This window comes from Sphingobacterium sp. E70 (assembly GCF_019285695.1).
In the GTDB taxonomy this organism is placed as follows: Bacteria; Bacteroidota; Bacteroidia; order Sphingobacteriales; family Sphingobacteriaceae; genus Sphingobacterium; species Sphingobacterium detergens.
The window spans coordinates 3,326,224-3,344,217 of sequence record NZ_CP079104.1; the positions used below are offsets into that span (position 1 = coordinate 3,326,224).

General features: G+C 40.0%; 21 protein-coding genes and 4 pseudogenes. 19 read left to right on the forward strand and 6 right to left on the reverse strand.

Features of this window, described 5'->3' with window-relative positions:
- Window positions 1–17 precede the first annotated feature (17 nt).
- The 8 genes from KUH03_RS23530 (at window position 18) to KUH03_RS23565 (ending at window position 2,755) form a co-directional block, all read left to right on the forward strand.
- The gene (locus KUH03_RS23530; RefSeq protein WP_257087092.1) at window positions 18–365 is read left to right on the forward strand and encodes a hypothetical protein; all 348 of its coding nucleotides are present in this window, start codon (window positions 18–20) and stop codon (window positions 363–365) included.
- Window positions 365–856, forward strand: a complete 492-nt coding sequence (locus tag KUH03_RS23535; RefSeq protein WP_257087093.1) for a RagB/SusD family nutrient uptake outer membrane protein — start codon at window positions 365–367, stop codon at window positions 854–856. Before KUH03_RS23530 ends, KUH03_RS23535 begins: the two co-directional genes overlap by 1 nt.
- Window positions 846–1,064 carry a hypothetical protein gene (locus KUH03_RS23540; RefSeq protein ID WP_257087094.1) on the forward strand — a complete coding sequence of 73 codons (219 nt, stop codon included), beginning with the start codon at window positions 846–848 and terminating at the stop codon, window positions 1,062–1,064. Before KUH03_RS23535 ends, KUH03_RS23540 begins: the two co-directional genes overlap by 11 nt.
- On the forward strand, window positions 1,057–1,410 hold the full coding sequence (locus tag KUH03_RS23545) for a RagB/SusD family nutrient uptake outer membrane protein (RefSeq protein WP_257087095.1): 354 nt from the start codon (window positions 1,057–1,059) through the stop codon (window positions 1,408–1,410). The genes KUH03_RS23540 and KUH03_RS23545 overlap by 8 nt, the downstream gene beginning before the upstream one ends.
- Before the next feature lie 37 nt (window positions 1,411–1,447).
- Entirely contained in the window at window positions 1,448–1,651 is a 204-nt protein-coding gene (locus KUH03_RS23550; protein WP_257087096.1) for a RagB/SusD family nutrient uptake outer membrane protein, read from the forward strand.
- A gap of 213 nt (window positions 1,652–1,864) precedes the next feature.
- Window positions 1,865–2,176, forward strand: a complete 312-nt coding sequence (locus KUH03_RS23555; RefSeq protein ID WP_257087097.1) for an alkaline phosphatase family protein — start codon at window positions 1,865–1,867, stop codon at window positions 2,174–2,176.
- A 100-nt stretch (window positions 2,177–2,276) separates the two neighbouring features.
- Window positions 2,277–2,426 (forward strand): hypothetical protein, encoded by a 150-nt coding sequence (locus tag KUH03_RS23560; RefSeq protein WP_257087098.1) that lies wholly within the window; start codon window positions 2,277–2,279, stop codon window positions 2,424–2,426.
- A complete protein-coding gene (locus KUH03_RS23565; protein ID WP_257097265.1) occupies window positions 2,378–2,755 on the forward strand; it encodes an alkaline phosphatase in 378 nt (125 codons plus the stop codon). Before KUH03_RS23560 ends, KUH03_RS23565 begins: the two co-directional genes overlap by 49 nt.
- 202 nt (window positions 2,756–2,957) lie before the next feature.
- Here the strand turns inward: KUH03_RS23565 and nrdF are convergent, their stop codons facing one another.
- The 6 genes and pseudogenes from nrdF to KUH03_RS23605 all read right to left on the reverse strand — a co-directional run bounded on the left by nrdF (window position 2,958) and on the right by KUH03_RS23605 (window position 6,816).
- Window positions 2,958–3,944 carry a class 1b ribonucleoside-diphosphate reductase subunit beta gene (nrdF, locus tag KUH03_RS23570; RefSeq protein ID WP_257087099.1) on the reverse strand — a complete coding sequence of 329 codons (987 nt, stop codon included), beginning with the start codon at window positions 3,942–3,944 and terminating at the stop codon, window positions 2,958–2,960.
- Between the two features lie 133 nt (window positions 3,945–4,077).
- Window positions 4,078–5,748 (reverse strand): annotated as a pseudogene (nrdE, locus tag KUH03_RS49040) (class 1b ribonucleoside-diphosphate reductase subunit alpha).
- A 14-nt stretch (window positions 5,749–5,762) separates the two neighbouring features.
- On the reverse strand, window positions 5,763–6,128 hold the full coding sequence (locus KUH03_RS23590) for a hypothetical protein (protein ID WP_257087103.1): 366 nt from the start codon (window positions 6,126–6,128) through the stop codon (window positions 5,763–5,765).
- Window positions 6,129–6,138: 10 nt separating this feature from the next.
- Window positions 6,139–6,366, reverse strand: coding sequence for a class Ib ribonucleoside-diphosphate reductase assembly flavoprotein NrdI (locus KUH03_RS23595; protein WP_257087104.1), 228 nt, complete (start codon window positions 6,364–6,366; stop codon window positions 6,139–6,141).
- On the reverse strand, window positions 6,350–6,547 hold the full coding sequence (locus KUH03_RS23600) for a class Ib ribonucleoside-diphosphate reductase assembly flavoprotein NrdI (RefSeq protein WP_257087105.1): 198 nt from the start codon (window positions 6,545–6,547) through the stop codon (window positions 6,350–6,352). The genes KUH03_RS23595 and KUH03_RS23600 overlap by 17 nt, the downstream gene beginning before the upstream one ends.
- A gap of 35 nt (window positions 6,548–6,582) precedes the next feature.
- Window positions 6,583–6,816: a co-chaperone YbbN gene (locus tag KUH03_RS23605; protein ID WP_257087106.1), complete on the reverse strand. Its 234-nt coding sequence runs from the start codon at window positions 6,814–6,816 to the stop codon at window positions 6,583–6,585.
- Window positions 6,817–7,171: 355 nt separating this feature from the next.
- On the opposite strand from KUH03_RS23605, the gene KUH03_RS23610 reads away from it, so the two are divergent.
- From KUH03_RS23610 to KUH03_RS23660, 11 genes and pseudogenes are all read left to right on the forward strand, one after another.
- Window positions 7,172–7,699, forward strand: a complete 528-nt coding sequence (locus KUH03_RS23610) for a hypothetical protein (protein WP_257087107.1) — start codon at window positions 7,172–7,174, stop codon at window positions 7,697–7,699.
- A complete protein-coding gene (locus tag KUH03_RS23615) occupies window positions 7,678–8,892 on the forward strand; it encodes a hypothetical protein (RefSeq protein WP_257087108.1) in 1,215 nt (404 codons plus the stop codon). The genes KUH03_RS23610 and KUH03_RS23615 overlap by 22 nt, the downstream gene beginning before the upstream one ends.
- Window positions 8,889–9,572, forward strand: a complete 684-nt coding sequence (locus tag KUH03_RS23620; RefSeq protein WP_257087109.1) for a S9 family peptidase — start codon at window positions 8,889–8,891, stop codon at window positions 9,570–9,572. The genes KUH03_RS23615 and KUH03_RS23620 overlap by 4 nt, the downstream gene beginning before the upstream one ends.
- A gap of 426 nt (window positions 9,573–9,998) precedes the next feature.
- The gene (locus KUH03_RS23625; RefSeq protein ID WP_120260223.1) at window positions 9,999–10,868 is read left to right on the forward strand and encodes an AraC family transcriptional regulator; all 870 of its coding nucleotides are present in this window, start codon (window positions 9,999–10,001) and stop codon (window positions 10,866–10,868) included.
- 702 nt (window positions 10,869–11,570) lie between these two features.
- Window positions 11,571–12,278, forward strand: a complete 708-nt coding sequence (locus tag KUH03_RS23630; protein ID WP_257087110.1) for a TonB-dependent receptor plug domain-containing protein — start codon at window positions 11,571–11,573, stop codon at window positions 12,276–12,278.
- Between the two features lie 103 nt (window positions 12,279–12,381).
- A complete protein-coding gene (locus KUH03_RS23635) occupies window positions 12,382–12,537 on the forward strand; it encodes a hypothetical protein (protein WP_257087111.1) in 156 nt (51 codons plus the stop codon).
- The gene (locus KUH03_RS23640) at window positions 12,534–14,357 is read left to right on the forward strand and encodes a SusC/RagA family TonB-linked outer membrane protein (RefSeq protein ID WP_257087112.1); all 1,824 of its coding nucleotides are present in this window, start codon (window positions 12,534–12,536) and stop codon (window positions 14,355–14,357) included. Before KUH03_RS23635 ends, KUH03_RS23640 begins: the two co-directional genes overlap by 4 nt.
- A 52-nt stretch (window positions 14,358–14,409) precedes the next feature.
- Window positions 14,410–14,841 (forward strand): hypothetical protein, encoded by a 432-nt coding sequence (locus KUH03_RS23645; protein ID WP_257087113.1) that lies wholly within the window; start codon window positions 14,410–14,412, stop codon window positions 14,839–14,841.
- A 5-nt stretch (window positions 14,842–14,846) separates the two neighbouring features.
- A pseudogene (locus KUH03_RS23650) lies at window positions 14,847–15,011 on the forward strand (RagB/SusD family nutrient uptake outer membrane protein); the annotation flags it as partial.
- Window positions 15,012–15,415: 404 nt separating this feature from the next.
- A pseudogene (locus KUH03_RS23655) lies at window positions 15,416–16,032 on the forward strand (RagB/SusD family nutrient uptake outer membrane protein).
- Between the two features lie 189 nt (window positions 16,033–16,221).
- Window positions 16,222–17,954 (forward strand): annotated as a pseudogene (locus KUH03_RS23660) (aryl-sulfate sulfotransferase).
- The last annotated feature ends 40 nt before the right edge of the window (window positions 17,955–17,994 follow it).

Below are 17,994 nucleotides of genomic sequence, written 5' to 3' on the forward strand. Positions count from 1 at the left end.
CATTAAGGAATAAAAAAATGAAAATAAAATTTCTAAAATATACTAAACTGATATTCGCTTTAGGGGCTATTTCTTTCTATGGTTGTACTGATCTTAAAGAGAAAGCATATGATGAAATGTTGACAGATGATTTTTATAATAATAAAAATGAGGTACTTTCAGCTGTATTAAGACCTTATACGCATGCGAATGCTTGGGTTACGCCTTCTGGCCAAGATGGGTGGTGGCGGGCCGCCGAGCTCTCAGGTGATCAATTGGCTTGGCCAACAAAAGGCCGTCATGGCGAAGACGGTGGGAAGTGGAAACGATTCCATTATCATACCTGGACTGTTGATGAAGGGGGCTCAACAACGCATGGTCTCTGATGTATTGGGGAATGGGACTCTGCACCGATCCCATCGAGAATATTGAAAAGCGGGAAGCCTCGAAAATGGGAATTTCAGAAACGGAGAAAGCATCGTTTATCGCGGAATTGAGACTTCTAAGAGCATTTCATTATCTTAAATTGATGGACTTGTTTGGCAATATACCTGTGGTGACAAAGGTTGGTGAGCCTTTACAGCCCGAAACATTGTCCAGAACTGAAGTGTTCAATTTTATTGAGAAAGAAATTTTGGATAATATAAATAACGCACCCAAGCTATCGAAGGCGATGATGGGGCGGATGTCGCAGGCCGGAGCGTATGCAATGCTCGTGGAGTTGTATTTAAATGCCGAAGTATGGACAGGAAAAGCACGTTGGGATGACTGTATTAATGCAGCAAACAAACTTATCAATGGTGGGGGCGCACAAAATGGAACAATGGCATTAGATAAAAATATTAGCGATCAATTTATAACAACAAATGATCTCTAAAGAAGTTATCTTTTCAATAGCCTACGATTACACAACAGCTAAATTTGAGCCCTCTTGGACAGGTGAATTTTATCATTTCAAGCAGCGTGAAATTTATGGTGGTGGACGGAATGGTAATGACGGAATCGTATTGATTCCAGGGTATTCAGCAAATATGAGGACGCTGATTTGCGTAAAAACAATGGTTTTGGGAAGGTCCAATGGTTAATTTCGAAACAAATGCACCAGTTACCGGATCCGAAGAATACGCAGGAAAACAATTGGTCTTTGTCGACAATATTCAGCGTAATTCTAAAGGCTCTACTGTTTCAAATATGAGCGAAGGGGAAGAAAATAGTGGTGTGCGATTCAATAAATATAAACTTGGAAATCAAGTAAAAGGATTTGATGGCACAGCGGTAGATCCCAATTACAATAATACAGATTGGAATATTTACCGGTTGACCTGGATTTATTTTGCGAAGGCGGAAGCGCTGATCCGTAAGAATGGCGGGACAGCTCCACAGGAAGCAGTTGATTTAATTAACAGCTGTAAAAAAGAGAGCTTTTTCTGAAGCCGATTGGCCTTTATTCAGCTATACAACAGCGACATTGACCCTAACGGAGCTTTTGGCTGAAAGGGGAAGGGAATTTATATTTGAAGGGTTTAGAAGAGATGATCTGATTCGGTTTGGCAAGTTCTATTCGGAATCATGGTGGGATCATAAGCCTTCAAATGAAAGCAAAGTGCTGTATCCAATCCCACAAAGGCAATTGGATTTAAATCCCAACTTAAAGCAAAATCCGGGTTATTAGTATTTAAATAAAATAATAAACCACGGAAATTAGCCTATTATTGGCTACAATGTCTTTGAGAAAGCCGCTAGGATTTTTTTTTCTAGCGGTTTTTTTGCACCGGGAATCCTCTGTAACATGTTGGTTAGGTATATTAAATAATGTTTACTTAACATAATAGATAAAATAAAGTTTTTATTTTTGAATTATTAAGTCTTTGAAAGCTCAACAATTATGAAAATTAGAAATTTATTATTGCCATTCCTTTTGATAGGTCTATCTACCTCGGGTGTGATGGCACAAAGTAAAAAAATCAAACATGTCGTTTTAGTGGGATTCGATGGATTCGGTGCTTATGCCTTGCCTAAAGCTGAAATGCCAAATCTTAAAAAGATGATGCAAGACGGAACCTATAGTACACATGTGCGTACCGTTTTACCTTCGTCAAGTGCGGTGAACTGGGCTTCCATGTTGATGGGGCTGGGCCGACAACACATGGTTATACCGAATGGGATAGTAAGACGCCTGAAATCCCTTCAACTGTGAAAACTGAAAATGGAATGTTTCCTTCTTTGTTTAATGCTGTAGCCCAGAAAAATCCTAAAGCTCAATTTGCTGGGTACATAGCTGGCCTGGGATAGGATATTTGATTGACAATAAAGTCGTTCAAAAAATCATTAATACCAAGGATGATGATGAAGCAGCATTGAATACCACTGTCGATATCATCAAAAAGAGAAACCGACGATTACTTTTGTACATTTCGACCAACCCGATGGCGTTGGTCATAATATAGGGCATGATACGCCAGAATACTACGCTGAACTAAAAAATGTTGACCGACGGATCGGAACTTTACAACAAGCCGTCAAGGATGCAGGTATCGCTGATGAAACCATCTTTGTTGTTGCTGCAGACCATGGTGGAACGGGTAAAGGCCATGGCGGTAAATCCTTGGCAGAAGTTGAGATTCCTTGGGTGATGACGGGGCCGGGCGTACCCAAAGGTAAAGAGATCAAAGGGACGGTCATGATTTATGATATCGCACCTACATTGACCTGGTTGCTTGGCGCACCGCTTGATGCTGCTTGGCGTGGTCAGGCAATTAAAGCTTTTCAGCAATAACATACATTTGCCCAATAAAAAACCTTTAGTTTTCACAAACCTCAATAGCTATGAAAGTCGACTGAAGGTTCTTTCTGCGAATAAACTGAACGTAGCAAGCGCATTGATACCTTGGTGAAAAATAAAAAGCAGACAATGCAGAAATAAAAAATCCCCAGAAGTTTTCGCTTCTGGGGATTTTTTATTGAACTATTGATAATCGTTATATATCAACAACTACATCCATTTTGAAGTCATCATCTTTTAGATGGACGATCTCTGTCGCTTTTTCGTAGTTTGTCGATTTCTTAGAGAAGAAGTCGTGTTGTGTCGTTTCTGTATTCAAGCCATTCAATACAATTGGGTTGACTTGTTTTACTTCAAAGATCGGATCAAAACCTAAGTTCATCAATGCTTTGTTTGCATTGTAACGAACATATTCTTTCACCTCAGCAGTCAAGCCTACCTCAGTGTAGATCTCTTCTGTATACTTCAACTCGTTTTCATACAAGTTATAAAGTAAAGCCAAGAAACGTGCTTTTACCTGATCTTGATTTTTTAATTTTTTGAATTGATCCTGTGCCATCAATCCTACGAATACACCGTGAATAGATTCGTCAGCAACGATTTTCTTGATGATATCGGCAGAAGCAACCATTTCACCTTGACCACATAACCACAATGGTAGGAAGAATCCCGAATAGAACAAGAAAGATTCCAATAATACGGAAGCAGCCATAGCCATGTAGATCTCCTCATCGGAGGCATCTTCTTTATCGATAGCACGGTAATAACCGTCAATCATCTGCGCTTTGTACTGTAGGTATTTATTTTGTTGAACCCACTCGAAGATATCATTGATTTCAGCTGTCGTTGAAACCGTTGTGAAAATAGTAGAATATGATTTCGCGTGAATGGCCTCCATCATACACATATAGGATAATACAGCTTTATTCTGTAAAGTATCTATGTGGTCGATGATTTTTGGCATACCTGTATGACTCTGTAAGGTATCTAACAGGGTCAAACCACCTAATGCTTTTTTATAGGCATCTTTCATTTCTGGGCTGATACGTTTCCAACTATCGATATCTTTTGATGGAATGTATTCAGTGTCAATCCAGAATTGACGAATGTTTTGTTCCCAGAACATCAATACATAATCGTTCTCAGGAGTATTCCAATTGACAGCTTTATATGTTTTACTCATTTTTATTTTAAAGTATTAGGCATTTATTATCATGTATTTGAATTTCTGATCTGTTGATTAAGCCAAAAGTTGCCGATAATTTGGCAACTTTTGACCTATTCACATTATATATCCAAATACAAAAATCTCAAGATTAGGCTGAACAAGAGACACATTCGTCGATGGTCGATTTTCTTGTCCGTGTGTAATAAAGGGATTTTAATCCCAATTTATGTGCATAGATGTAATATCTAGACAAATCTCTTGTGGAGTCTTTCGAATTGGTATGCAAAATTGTAGATACCCCTTGGTCGATATGACGTTGGATGACCGAAATCAATTTCAATACTTTGAACTGATCCATATCATAAGCCGATTTGAAGTAGAAATAGTTATCGTTTGTCAAATATGGCATTGGGTAGTAAGTTGTACTATCACCATATTCACGCACTTCAATAATATCCACAATTGGCATGACCGACGCTGTCGCATTCATGATATAGGAAGTTGATTGATTTGGAGCAATCGCCAAACGGTATGCATGGTAGATACCATATTCTTTGATTTTTGCTTTTAATTCTAACCAATCTTCAACAGTTGGAATGTGTATACCTTCAAACAACTCTGTTACCTTAGCTGTTTTTGGAATGTAATCACGGTTTATGTAATTATTGAAATAAGTGCCATCTGCATAGGCTGATTTCTCAAATCCAACAAATGTTTTTCCACGTTCTTTGGCAATTTCCATGGATGCTTCCAATGAATAGTAGTTCATCATCATGAAGAACGTATTGGCAAAATCCAAGGCTTCATTAGATTCGTACATGATAAAGCTTTTCGCAAGGTAACCGTGTAGGTTCATCGCACCAAGTCCTACAGAGTGCAATTCGCGGTTTGCTTTTGCAATTGAAGGTACCATATCGATGTTGGTTACATCAGTGACCACTGTTAGCGCACGCATTGCTGTTTTCACTGTTTCTTTGATGCGTTTGTTGTCCATCACCGTAGCGATATTCAACGAACCAAGATTACAGGAGATGCCGTAACGGATCGTATCTTGTTTACCGTAGATCTCGATATCGGATACTTGTGATACCTGCATGATCTCAGTACATAGATTGGAGAATTTCACCTGACCAATTTCATTCAAAGCATGTACACGATTGGTGTTTTCTTTGAAGAAGATATAAGGGTAACCTGATTCTTTTTGTGTTTGTGCGATCTTAACCAACAGGTGACGTGCGTTGATTTTTTTTTTTGACATTTGGATTGGTGATCAACTCATCGTACATCTTGTCCATATCCATTTCATCCAAGAATTGTCCATACTCTTGCATCACCGTATGTGGGTAGATCAAATAGCAAGGCTCATCTTTCTCCGCTAGTTCCATGAACTTATCCGGAACGATAATACCGATTGAAAGTGACTTGATACGTACTTTTCGTCCACATTGATTTTTTTACAATCAAGGAACTCTTCAATATCAGAGTGGAAGATATTTAAGTATACTGCTCCAGCACCAGGACGTTGTCCTAATTGATTTGCATAAGAGAAGGTATCTTCCATGATTTTCATGATCGGAAGTACACCACCTGCACGGCCTTCAACACCTTTGATCGCTTCGCCACGTGCACGGATTTTAGAGATATTGAATGAAACCCCGCCACCGATAGAGGATAATTTCATGGCTGAATCAACCGCATAACCGATACCGTTCAGGTTGTCACCAATTTCATCCAAGAAGCAGGATACCAATTCCCCAGAGCGTTTTTTACCTGCATTCAAGAATGTTGGTGTAGCAGGTTGGTACTCTTGGTTGATCATGATCTCGGCGTATTCTATCGCTTTTTCACACCTTCTTCGCGTGCTAAGAATAGGGATACTGCGACCACACGGTCTTCATAGCGCTCCAAGAATTTTTCACCAGAGTCGTCGCGAAGCGCATAGCTCTGGAAAAATTTAAAGGCTGCCATAAAGGATTCGAAACGGAATTTTTTGGCATACACATAATTGAATACCTCTTCTATTTCTTCAAATGTAAACCATTGGTAAAAATCAATATAATAGTTGTTCTCTATCAAATAGTCTATTTTTTCTTTCAATGTATAAAAGAACACCGTGTTCTTATTTACATATTCCAGGAAATATGCGCGAACAGCTTCTTTATCTTTATGTAAGCTGAACTCGTCATCATGCTTAATCATGATTTCATTATTAAGCAATATCCAGTTTTTTGCTACTTCGTTTGCTACCATCGCAAAAGTTCTTTAAGATGTCAATAAATTGGTTTATGTCTTCCATTGTTCCGGACAGTTCAAATTTGAATGCCAATGGAATGTCGAAATCCTGTGAAATACGATCAGCTGCCAGACCGAAATTTGGTCCCCAGTTGCGGTTGCCACTGGAAGTTACGGAATAGATATTTTTAGCTTCTCGTTTCATGAATTCTTTTTGTGTTTTCGGGCACCTGTCCAAAATTCGTGGTAAATGTGACCAAATGGCCCGGCTGATTTACCTCAAGGTCAGCGCTAATTTTATGGATCTGCCAGCCAGTGATCTGTGCGACTTTATCCATAAAACGCTGTACGTTACCCGTTCTGGAATCGTAATAAATGTGTATCATACTGCTGTCTTTAATTTAATGATACCCTCGATTTATTAAAGTGCAATGGCAGCCAATTCTTCTGGTTTAAAGCCAATGATACGGTGTTGAATTTCTTCATCTTCCACTACGATTACTGTTGGTACCGTACGGATTTTGAATTTTGCGGCCAAGTCAGGTTCATCAAAAGGATTAACCGTTTCATATTGGATACCTTTTTGATCCAAATAAGCCGATACTTGTGCACAAGGAGCACAATCGTTTTTCTCAAATTTGATAATTCTTGCCATGTTTGTATGTTTATTTTTTTATCCAATCTTCGTAGAAAAAGAAAGGTTGTTACTTCGTTGAATTGCCAATTCTTTCATTAGCTTAACAAATATCATATATTTTCTTGCGAAGCGGTAGTTTGACTTTTCCACATTTTGGGTAAAAGTTTGTCATAGGATGCGTTTACTGCTTGTTGGTTGTGTTAAGTACTTGGTGTAGTGGTAGATATGAATGTGGATAACTTTAAATCAAGAAATTTTACCTGTTTTTTACGAAACAATTTAAGTTTAATTTTAGTGTCATAAAACGGCTACAATACTTGGTTTTTTTCATAAATTTATTACATTTTATTGCCCTAATTTGCAAAATATATTTATGAAGAAGCTATGCTATGGTCTCTTGCTATTATTGTCTCTAAAAGCACAAGCGCAAGAGAATATCACGTTCAAAAAACCGACTTCCGAAATTTTGGCTTTGGCCGATTTTATTCGACCGCCCCAAATAAAAATGTCAAGTGACAACAAGTGGATGTTATTCACTTACCGTTCGACCTATAAGAGCTTGGAGGAACTGGGACAGGAAGAAATGAAATTGGCCGGATTGCGTATCAATCCGCGTACAAATATGGAAAGTTCAACAGTCTTTTACAATAAGATTGGCCTGAAGAAAATCGGAGAACAATTAGAAGAAACGGTGTTTGTTGGAATGCCAGAAAACCCCTCTTTGTCAAATTTTGCATTCTCCCCAGATAATAACCGCTTGGCATTTACCAATACAAATGAATCTGGAACTGCACTGTTTGTATTGGATTTAACAACACGGACAGCGAAACAGTTGACAGCTTATAATCTGAATGCAACATTGATGCTCCTTTTCAATGGTTGGGCAGTTCAACACGATTGATTATAACGGCGCTGCCAAAGGAAAAAAATGCTTTATTAGATCCTGCCAAGGATCTGCCAACAGGACCGGTGGTGTCCACAAGCGATGGTAAAGTATCCCAACTTAGGACATACCAAGATTTATTGAAGAATCCACAGGACGAACGGAATTTTGAAACATTGGTACAGTCCAATTTACAGTTTGTGGATTTGGAGGGTACAATTTCCAATTTTAAAGATAAAGGTATTTATACAGGAGTATCTTTTTCGCCGAATGGTGCTTATGTCATGGTAACAACAATCACAAAGCCTTATTCTTATGTGGTACCAGCCTCACGTTTTCCACAGCAGACGCGGGTCTATGATCTATCTGGAAAAGAGATTGCACTGGTTAATGAAGTACCACTAACGGAGGTCATGCCTAAAGGATTCTCTTCTACACGTCCGGGCAGACGTTCTTTGCAATGGCGTGATGACCAGCCGGCAACCTTAGCTTATGTTGAAGCGCTGGATGGTGGTGATGCCAACAAACCTGCAGAATTTCGCGATGCACTTTATACATTGGACTTCCCTTATACAGGTGCGGGGAAGCTGATTTTCAAAACTAAGGATCGCTATGCTGGGGTTGTTTGGGGTAACGATAAATATGCATTGGTTTATTCGCAATGGTATGATACCCGTAATGCGAAAACCTTTGTTGTCAATCCTTCCACAGGTGAATCCAAGTTGTTGCATGATCGCAATAGCCAAGATGTCTATAATGATCCGGGTACAGTATATCAGCAAAAAAATGCGCTCGGAACATACAGTATGTATATTGAAAAGGACAAAACTTTGTTTGTGGGTAAGGGTTTTACCAAAGAAGGTGAGTTTCCTTTTGTGGAAGAGTTGGATTTGCAAACGTTAAAGAAAAAACGTTTATATACGGCAGCGGCCTCGGAGCTACAGGAACGGATTGGAGAGATTGTCAATCCAAAAACCGGCGAATTGTTGATCTCGCTTCAATCGGCATCAGTCTATCCAAATTATTACCTGAAAAACATGAAATCAGGCAAACAGGTTGCATTGACAACATTGGAAAATCCATTTAAATCACTTGAAAAAGTTCATAAAGAAATCTTAAACTATAAACGTAAGGATGGGGTAGCGCTTTCGGGTACATTATATCTGCCGGCTGGCTATGATCTGAATAAAAGGAGAAATTACCCTTATTGATTTGGGCTTATCCAAGGGAATATAAAGACAAAAATACAGCTGGTCAAAGCACGGCGAACCCAAAGGAATTTACTTTTCCAAGCTATGGATCATTTATTTATTGGGTATCAAAAGGCTATGCGGTCTTGGATAATGCCGCATTTCCGATTGTAGGGGAAGGAAAGAAAGAACCGAATGATAGCTTTATTGAGCAATTGGTGGCTAATGCAGAAGCGGCAATTAATGCCGTAGATAAACTGGGCTATATTGATCGAAAAAAGGTTGCTGTGGGCGGGCATTCGTATGGAGCCTTTATGACTGCACACTTATTGTCTAATTCAAAATTATTTGCAGCTGGGATAGCGCGTTCGGGAGCTTATAATAGGACATTAACACCATTTGGTTTCCAAAGTGAGCAACGTAACTTTTGGGATGACCCAGCGCTGTACATGACGATGTCTCCATTTGTCAGTGCTGATCGGATGAAGACGCCATTGCTGCTCATTCATGGTGGAGCGGACAATAATCCAGGAACATTTACCCTACAAACGGAACGTTATTTTCAGGCCCTAAAGAATTTGGGTGCTCCTGTGCGCATGGTGATTTTGCCGCGTGAGGCCCATGGTTATGTCGCGAAGGAGAATATCTTTCACCTCCTATGGGAGCAGGATCAATTCCTTGAAAAATACTTAAAGAACTAGTCGTTGTATTTGAATGATAAAACCTGCATGCTTTGGCGAGTACCAGCCATTATGAAAATTGACTGAAGGTTCTTTCTGATCCATAAATCGGCTATAGGGAGATCATTGATGCCTTAATGGAAAAATAGAATCAATAAAAACGACAATTCAGAAAAAATAGGCTGTCTCAAGACAGCCTATTTTTTTAACTATCCTATAAGGAGAATAAAGTCTCATCAGGTACTTTCTGACTGTATAAAATGTAGGGTAGTGCGTTTGTGCTGTGTTGTAAGTTGATGATCAATACCTGAATTCCTGGGAGACAATAGGTAAAACCAGTGTATTGTTGCTGAGTTGAAATGTTTCTTGACAGGAAGAAAACATTGATTATGCATATAATTTTAGTTAAGTTTGGGTAATTTACCAAAGGGAAAAAAAGAACTGATTATGAGACCTGATATATTTCGAGAAAAATCACCATTGTCCTCTGATGATTGCTTTGTGGTCTTTGACAGGCGAAAATCTTCTTTCACTTTTCCGGTACATATCCATCCTGAATATGAGCTCAACTATGTGGAGGGGGCTTCGGGTGCCCAGCGTATCATTGGTAATTCTGTAGAAACGATCGGTGAGCAGGATCTGGTACTGATTGCGAGTCCGGAGCTTGAACATGCCTGGAAAGATGGTGAATGTCAATCGAATGATATCCATGAAATTACGATACAGTTTCACCCTTCACTTATTGATCAATATCTAGACAAAAAGCAATTTGCAAGTATACAGCAGCTTTTGTCAAAAGCATCGCGCGGTGTTGTATTCGGTAAAGATACAGTTGACCGGGTGCTTCCTTTGCTTCGCATATTGACCTTGGAGCGTGATGGGTTTTATTCAGTCATGAAGTTGCTTGTCCTGCTTTATGAATTATCAAAAGGTGAGGACATCCGTGTATTATCGACAGCGACAAATTCTGTCTTGAGCAATAGTGAGTTGCTTATGGGACGCTTACAGGAATATGTTGTTGCGAATATCAACAAGGAATTGAGTCTGCCTATGGTGGCAGCAATTATGAACATGAGCAAATCGACCTTCTCTCGCTTCCTGAAATCAGCTACAACATTGAATTTTACAGACTACTTACTTGACTTCCGGATCAATATGGCCGTTCGGCTGTTAAAAGAGGAGACTCCAATTGCTGATATTGTCGAGCAATGTGGTTTTAATAGTGTTTCTTATTTCTACCGTGTATTCAAGAAGAAAAAGGGAATAACCCCGATTGAATACAGAAATAGCCTGCGGAAGCAGCAGATGATTATCTAGCGATCTGGCCGCAACCTACTCTTATACTCAGATTCTGAGTACATTTTTTTAGCATAATGATAGCAATGGGCAAGCAAAGGTAATTTGTCTGACAATGACCATATTGCCTGATAAACGATTGCATAGTGTTGTTCAATACTGTGGAATAATTCAATAGAAATGACTTCAGAGTTCAACGAATTATTGTTGTGTTGTTTTTAATGTGTTGTTTTTCAGTGTATTGAATTTTTCACTGAGCCAGCGCATATTTTCCTAAATCGCCTTTCCTTTTAGGAGCGCGCAATCGTTTGCGTTCGTTTTTGTTAAAGCCCATTTACCTGAAATATGAAGTAAAAGTGCAATACAAATGACCTGATCTTGCTATTCCCGACTTTTCCTTTTCTCTAATTTCGTTCTATAGACCAATAATAGTATACCCAATTAAGTATAGACATATTATATACAATCTATCTATTTATTGTAAACCTTAAATACACAAAATATGAGAAAACAGCTCTACTGCTTTTACTTTCGGCTTATGGCACATTTGCTTGGGCACAACAATCCCAAAAAGTAAGGGGAAAGTCCTTGATGCAGATAATAAGCCCGTGGCGGGGGCCACGGTAAACATCAAAGGTAGCACCGGGGGACAAAAACTGATGCTGATGGCTCGTTTGCGCTTGATGTTCAGAAAGGGAAAACCTTAAAATTACCTATGTGGGGATGAAGGAACAGGAGATTCTTGTCAATGATGCATCAACTTATAGTATTGTGCTTCAATCAGGAACCGACTTGGATGAAGTTGTTGTTATTGGATATGGTACAGTGAAAAAAAGTGATCTGACGGGCGCTGTAGCATCTGTTACAGGAAAAGATCTACAGGCAAACTTAGCCAAAAGCGCGGCAGGTGCTTTGCAGGGAAGAGTTGCAGGGGTAACGGTATCTAGTGCTAGCGGAACGCCAGGAGCAGGTATGAGTATTAATGTCCGTGGCCTAAGTTCTATGGGGAATAATGCACCTCTTTATGTCATTGATGGGGTATTTGGCGATATCAATATGGTCGATCCCAATGATATTTCTTCACTGGAAGTTTTGAAAGATGCTTCAGCGGCTGCGATCTATGGATCTCGGGCGGCCAATGGTGTTGTTATCATTACCACAAAAGGCGGTAGAAAAGCAACTCCAGCGACTTTAAGCGTAAATGCATACACGGGTATTCAAAGTCTTCCTAAAAAAATGGATTTGATGGATGGCCCACAATGGAAACAGTTTCAACAGGATAACGGGTATCTACCAACGGAAGCGCAAAATCTGAATACGAATACAAATTGGCAAGACGAGGTATTTCATACAGCCCCAGTTAATAAGGTCAACCTAGATATTTCGGGTGGGGAGAACAGTCTACCTATAGTGTGTCCGGAGGTTATTTAAATCAACAAGGTATTTTGAAGACTACCGGTTATAAAGCATTCAATTTACGTACAAAAAATACCTTCAGTTTTTTTAACAACCACTTACGGGTAGGAAATACCTTTTGATAAAATCAGGTGACCGAAAATTTTCAGACCTGACCATTACAGATATCTTACGACAAAACGCGCTGGTACCTATTTATGATGCCAATTTAGTTGGAGGATATGCTACTTATGCTCCGTGGATGAAGAACTTGGACAATCCAGTGGGGTTTTGAACCTATTTAACCGACATGTATATCAGACAGATCTTATGCTCAATGGATATGCTGAAGTAGATTTATTTGTTAAAGGACTGAAATATAAATTAAATGTTGGGGTTAACAAGACAACTGGCAGAAATTATAATAAAGGGGATGCCTATACCTATGGTACCGATGTGCGTAAATCTTTTCTCAATGAAAGCGCATTTTTTAACAATCAATGGTTAGTCGAAAATACATTACATTACGATAACACGTTTGACAAACACACTATTTCAGCTTTAGCGGGTTATTCCGCACAGGAAAATACGAATCGAGGTTTTGGTGTGGGAAGAAATAATCTCCCATTGGGGACTGATGCTATTGATGCCGCTTCTCCAACAGAACAAACGACTTCTGGAAGCCTAAATGAGGCTGCATTGATCTCTCAATTTGGACGGATAATGTATAGTTATGATAGCCGTTACCTACTTACAGCTACAATACGTCGCGATGGTTCTTCCAAATTCGCAGATGGAGCACGATATGGGGTATTCCCGTCTATCGCTTTGGGCTGGAATGTGATGAATGAGAAATTCTTCGAAACAGCAAAAGGTACAGTTAATGAATTTAAACTACGTGCTAGTTATGGTCGACTAGGTAATCAGGAAATTGCAAATTACACTACACAACGGATAACTACTTACGGTATCAATTACTTACAAGGTGGTACCTGGTGGCAGGGAGCAAGTACAGGCATTAACTGGGTTTCGCCTCGAAACCTGACTTGGGAAGAAACTGCGACAAGCAATATTGGATTGGATTTAGCATTTATGCAAAAGAAATTGAACATCAGTGCTGATTATTACGTACGTGAGACCAAGAATATTCTTTTAGGTATCAATCAACCTCCTTCCGCTGGACTTAAAGGAACACCAGTAATGAATGCGGGAACAATTAGCAATAAAGGTTTTGAGTTATTAGCGACATACAAGAATTCTGTTGGAGAATTGAACTATAACATTGGCGTGAATGCTTCTACGGTGAAAAATAAAGTGAAAGCAGTTACAGTAGGTAATGTTCAGGAATTTGGTGGCTATAATCCACAAGGTGAGGGAACAATTACTTGGGCCAAAGTTGGTTATCCAATTGGCGGTTTCTGGGTGATTCAAACCGATGGACTTTTCCAGTCAGATGCAGAAGCACAAGCCTATAAATCAGCAGATGGCAAAGTAATTCAACCAAATGCTGCTGCCGGGGACATCAAATTTGTAGATTATAACAAAGATGGTCGTATCGACAATAATGACCGCCAGTATGTTGGTAGCCCTTTTCCAAGTCTTGCCTATGGTATTCGAGGAGGTCTAGATTATAAAGGATTCGATATGGCTGTCTTTTTTGATGGTATGTACGGTAATAAGATTTATAATTATACACGAGCTCGCATGGAACAAACCAACGAAGTGAATAATCATTCCGCTCGTTTATTAGAGTCTTGGACACCCAGCAATACGAATACCGACATTCCTCGTTACACTAGACAGGATCCAAATGACAATAAGCGCCGGGTCAGTGACCGTTGGATTGAGAGCGGAGCTTTCTTCCGTTTAAAAACTATTGAAGTAGGATATACATTGCCAGCCCAATGGCTAAGTAAGGCTACTTTGAAAAATGCACGCGTATTTCTGGCTGGGGACAATTTGTTTACAGTGACAAAATATAAAGGCTATACACCAGATTTAGGTCAAAGTAATGGTGATAATGGAACACCATCGGGTGTATTAACAGCTGGTACAGATCATGGCCGTTTTCCATTGGCACGAACCATTATGTTTGGTGTCCAAGCTAATTTTTAACGGATAATCGATCTGTTATATAAATAAATTTTATGTTTTAAATACGATATAGATGAACTTTTCAATAAAAAAATATACGGTTATAGCAGCGTCCTTGTTGTTCTTAGGAGGTTGCAAGTCAGATTTTTTGGATCGCACCAATCCTAATTTACCTATTGAGGAAACCTATTGGAGAATTGAATCCGATGCTCAATCTGCCATGGCTACTATTTATTCGCCAATTCGCTCACAAATGTCAGGCTATTACGGAGCATATGGTGGTTATCAAACGATGAATAGGGCGGATGATATGTGGTTTCTCAGTGGTGAAGAAGCATTTACCTGGGAATATATCAATTTTCTCAATTCGGCAGGTACACCAGAGAGCGATTTCGGTAGCTTATATAATGGGATAAACAGAGCGAATGTATTTTTGAAAAATATTCCACGTGTTTCGATGGATGAAAACAGGAAGAAGGAATTGATCGGGAAGCGAGCTTTTTAAGAGGAATGTATTATTTCCTGCTGGCCGCAAATTATGGTGATGTGCCTTTGAGATTGTTGCCAACAGATGATGATCCAGATGGTGCGAGCAAGCCTTCCGCTGCCGAAGCCGAAGTATGGAAACAGGTTATTGCAGATTTTAAAATAGCGAAGGACAATCTACCGCTAACACGATCTGCAGCCGAAGCTGGCCGAATTACAAAGGGGGCAGCGATTGCCTATCTAGGTAAGGCACTTGTATACACCAAGCAGTATGCTGAGGCGGAAGCCGAACTGAAAACCTTATTGACAGCACCCTATACTTACGATTTGACGACTAATTTTGAAGATAATTTCAAGGAAACAACCAAGCTTAATAAAGAGTCAGTTTGGGAAATAGTCTACGATAGCAAATTTGGAGGAGATGGAAATTGGGGTGTAGATTGTGCTTCTTGTGCAATGGGGTTTGTTCTACCTAATTTTGCTGGACCAGATGGTACAGGTGCTTGGTTTAAATTAATGCCGGGGCAGCTGTCGTTCGTGATTTTATTTCCGAAGAGCGTCCTGCAGGCTCTGACACGCGCTTTGATAAAAGAATGTATACGAGTTTCTTTTGGAAATATTCTGATTATGAAACAGGGCTTACCGATGGAGCTTGGTTTGGTAATCAATCTTTCGACCTTATGTGGAGCAATGCTGGACCTAAACGTCAACGCGGTGAACCTACTTTCCCGGCAATTGATGGTAAAACCGGACGTTTCCTAATTAAGAAATATACTAACTTTTATAGAAATGTCTCCGGAGCGAATAGTATGTATGACGCCGCTAACCGGAATAATAACCTTCGCGTATTCCGTTTTGCTGAAGTATTGTTGTTGCATGCCGAAGCCTGTGCAAAAATGGAAACACAGCCGGAGCTGCATCTAGTTTGAAGCGTGTTCGTGATCGTGCGGGTCTAGCAAATAAAACATGGGCTAATGCCGATGAGTTGATGAAGGAAGTGATCAAACAAAATGAGCTGGAATTTTTCTTCGAAGGACATCGCTTTTTCGATTTAAAACGCTGGTATACACCAGTACAAATGAAACAGATCTTTGTCGATAATAAAAAGCAGGGTGCTAATAATTTCCAGCCTAAGCATTACTATTTACCGATTCCAGAAGCTGAAATCAATACAAATTCAAAAATTCAGCAGCATCCATTGTGGCGATAGGTGTGAGATAGCGTATGGCTTCGGTTGACACTGAACATGGCAAGTTATCTAATTAAAAATGTCCCCAAAAAGCAGTAATTGATAGTATAATACTGCATACATAAACCTAAATTTTTTCTCCAGCAGCAGCATTCCTGCTGCTGGAATATTAGAGAAGCTCGAATTTAACGACATAAACGTATGATAGCAATGAGAAAAATAGGTAGTACTTTTACAGATTTGTTCTTATATGGAGCAACCTTAGTGTTGCTGTTTGTTTCTTGTAAGAAAGATCGGGAGACAGCAGTAGAATCAACAGCTAAGCTTTCCCTAGATGTAAAGGTCAAGGATGGCGAATTGCTACTGGACGTCACGAAGAAAGTGGATGAGTATATCTTCAATTTTGAAAAAGGAAGTATAAACATTCCATTGGCGGATATTTCAAGAATAGAACCTGAACTGACCCGCTGGCGTACTGATCTGACGTTCAGTGACGGTTCCAAATTGGTCGTTCCGACGAAAGGTACATCACTCGATTATATTATTGAAAAGATCAAGCTCAATCCCTCAGGGTATAATCCGTTGGCGGCGATGGTTGATGTGTGGTTACCTACTTATGGTCGTGTGAAGGTGACCGTGAAAGGAAAAAATGGAGCTGCGGGTGCAATTACACATTTGTGCCATACCGATATTCCGCGACAAAGTGTGCCTGTGCTGGGCTTATATCCTGATCACGATAATGTTGTCGATCTGATTTTTACCGATCGGGAAGGCAATGAAAGAGGGAAAACGACGATACATATCCAGACTGCGGCATTGAGTCTGCAGGATTTTCCAAGGTGGAAGATTGTAAAAGCCCAAGCCGGTAAAATGGAACCGGGTGTCAATCTGGTTCATTATCCAGGTCAGAGCGAAGCCGATGTTTCACTTCCTTATATGATCGATCAGGAAGGGGAATTGCGCTGGCTTCTGCAGCTCAAATCATCTCCCGAACTAAATCGACTCTCTTACTCCATTGGCCTCAAACGTACTAAAAGTGGAACTTTTATTGCGGGTGACCAGGCGCAGCAAAGGGTAGTGGAAATTGATATGTTCGGTAATCTGAAGCGGGAATGGGATCTTGCTAAACTAGGATTTGGATTTCATCATGAAATTACAGAGGCTGCCAACGGAAATTTTTTAATAACTGTCACAAAAACAGCCGCACGTTTGGTTAATGGTGAACCCCGTATCAATGACTTTATCGTTGAATTGAATCCCCAAACAGGAGTTTAGTCAATGAATGGGATCTGGCCAAGCAACTGGATACTACCCGTTACGTAAAACCCGACGGTATTACTCCTCCTGCATTTTCACAGACGGCAAATAACTGGGCACACAACAACTCCATTGCCGAAATAGGAAATGACTTGTTGGCGACCTTACGTTATCAGGGTATTGTGCGTTTTAATCACGCAGGACAGACTCAATGGATGATTTCACCACATAAATTCTGGGGTGCCAATTATCAATCGTTGTTGCTGAAACCTATTGCCGAAGATGGTACAGTTATTACCGATCCTGCTGTCATCAATGGTGATGCAAGCATCGCGGGATTTGACTGGCCCTGGGGCCCTCATACACCAGTGGCACTTTCCGAAGATCGTATTTTAGTCTTTGATAATGGCTATAATCGAAGCTGGATCCCCAATTTTGGAACGGGTGTAAATAATTATAGCCGAGTGGTCGAATATAAAATTGATGCGGCCAAGAAAACAGTGCAACAACTTTGGTCCTATGGTAAGGAAAGAGGTGCAAATGCATTTTCTCAAGCTTTATCGGGGTACAATACCTGCCGCAGACCGGTAATATTTTGTTTTTCCCAGGTATGGGGTAAAAACAAGCATAGGAACCGGAGGCCGTGTGATGGAAATCGATCCGAAGACAAAGGAAGTTTTGTTTGAACTTGAAATAGCTACCGGTAGCGGAACAGCATTTCACAGG

Excerpts from the sequence above, each read along its gene's own strand:
- KUH03_RS23530 (WP_257087092.1), top strand. The coding sequence starts at position 18 with ATGAAAATAAAATTTCTAAAATATACTAAACTGATATTCGCTTTAGGG.
- KUH03_RS23535 (WP_257087093.1), top strand. The coding sequence starts at position 365 with ATGTATTGGGGAATGGGACTCTGCACCGATCCCATCGAGAATATTGAA.
- KUH03_RS23540 (WP_257087094.1), top strand. The coding sequence starts at position 846 with ATGATCTCTAAAGAAGTTATCTTTTCAATAGCCTACGATTACACAACA.
- KUH03_RS23545 (WP_257087095.1), top strand. The coding sequence starts at position 1,057 with ATGGTTAATTTCGAAACAAATGCACCAGTTACCGGATCCGAAGAATAC.
- KUH03_RS23555 (WP_257087097.1), top strand. The coding sequence starts at position 1,865 with ATGAAAATTAGAAATTTATTATTGCCATTCCTTTTGATAGGTCTATCT.
- nrdF (WP_257087099.1), bottom strand. The coding sequence starts at position 3,944 with ATGAGTAAAACATATAAAGCTGTCAATTGGAATACTCCTGAGAACGAT.
- KUH03_RS23590 (WP_257087103.1), bottom strand. The coding sequence starts at position 6,128 with ATGATTAAGCATGATGACGAGTTCAGCTTACATAAAGATAAAGAAGCT.
- KUH03_RS23595 (WP_257087104.1), bottom strand. The coding sequence starts at position 6,366 with ATGAAACGAGAAGCTAAAAATATCTATTCCGTAACTTCCAGTGGCAAC.
- KUH03_RS23600 (WP_257087105.1), bottom strand. The coding sequence starts at position 6,547 with ATGATACACATTTATTACGATTCCAGAACGGGTAACGTACAGCGTTTT.
- KUH03_RS23605 (WP_257087106.1), bottom strand. The coding sequence starts at position 6,816 with ATGGCAAGAATTATCAAATTTGAGAAAAACGATTGTGCTCCTTGTGCA.
- KUH03_RS23610 (WP_257087107.1), top strand. The coding sequence starts at position 7,172 with ATGAAGAAGCTATGCTATGGTCTCTTGCTATTATTGTCTCTAAAAGCA.
- KUH03_RS23625 (WP_120260223.1), top strand. The coding sequence starts at position 9,999 with ATGAGACCTGATATATTTCGAGAAAAATCACCATTGTCCTCTGATGAT.
- KUH03_RS23630 (WP_257087110.1), top strand. The coding sequence starts at position 11,571 with ATGAAGGAACAGGAGATTCTTGTCAATGATGCATCAACTTATAGTATT.
- KUH03_RS23645 (WP_257087113.1), top strand. The coding sequence starts at position 14,410 with ATGAACTTTTCAATAAAAAAATATACGGTTATAGCAGCGTCCTTGTTG.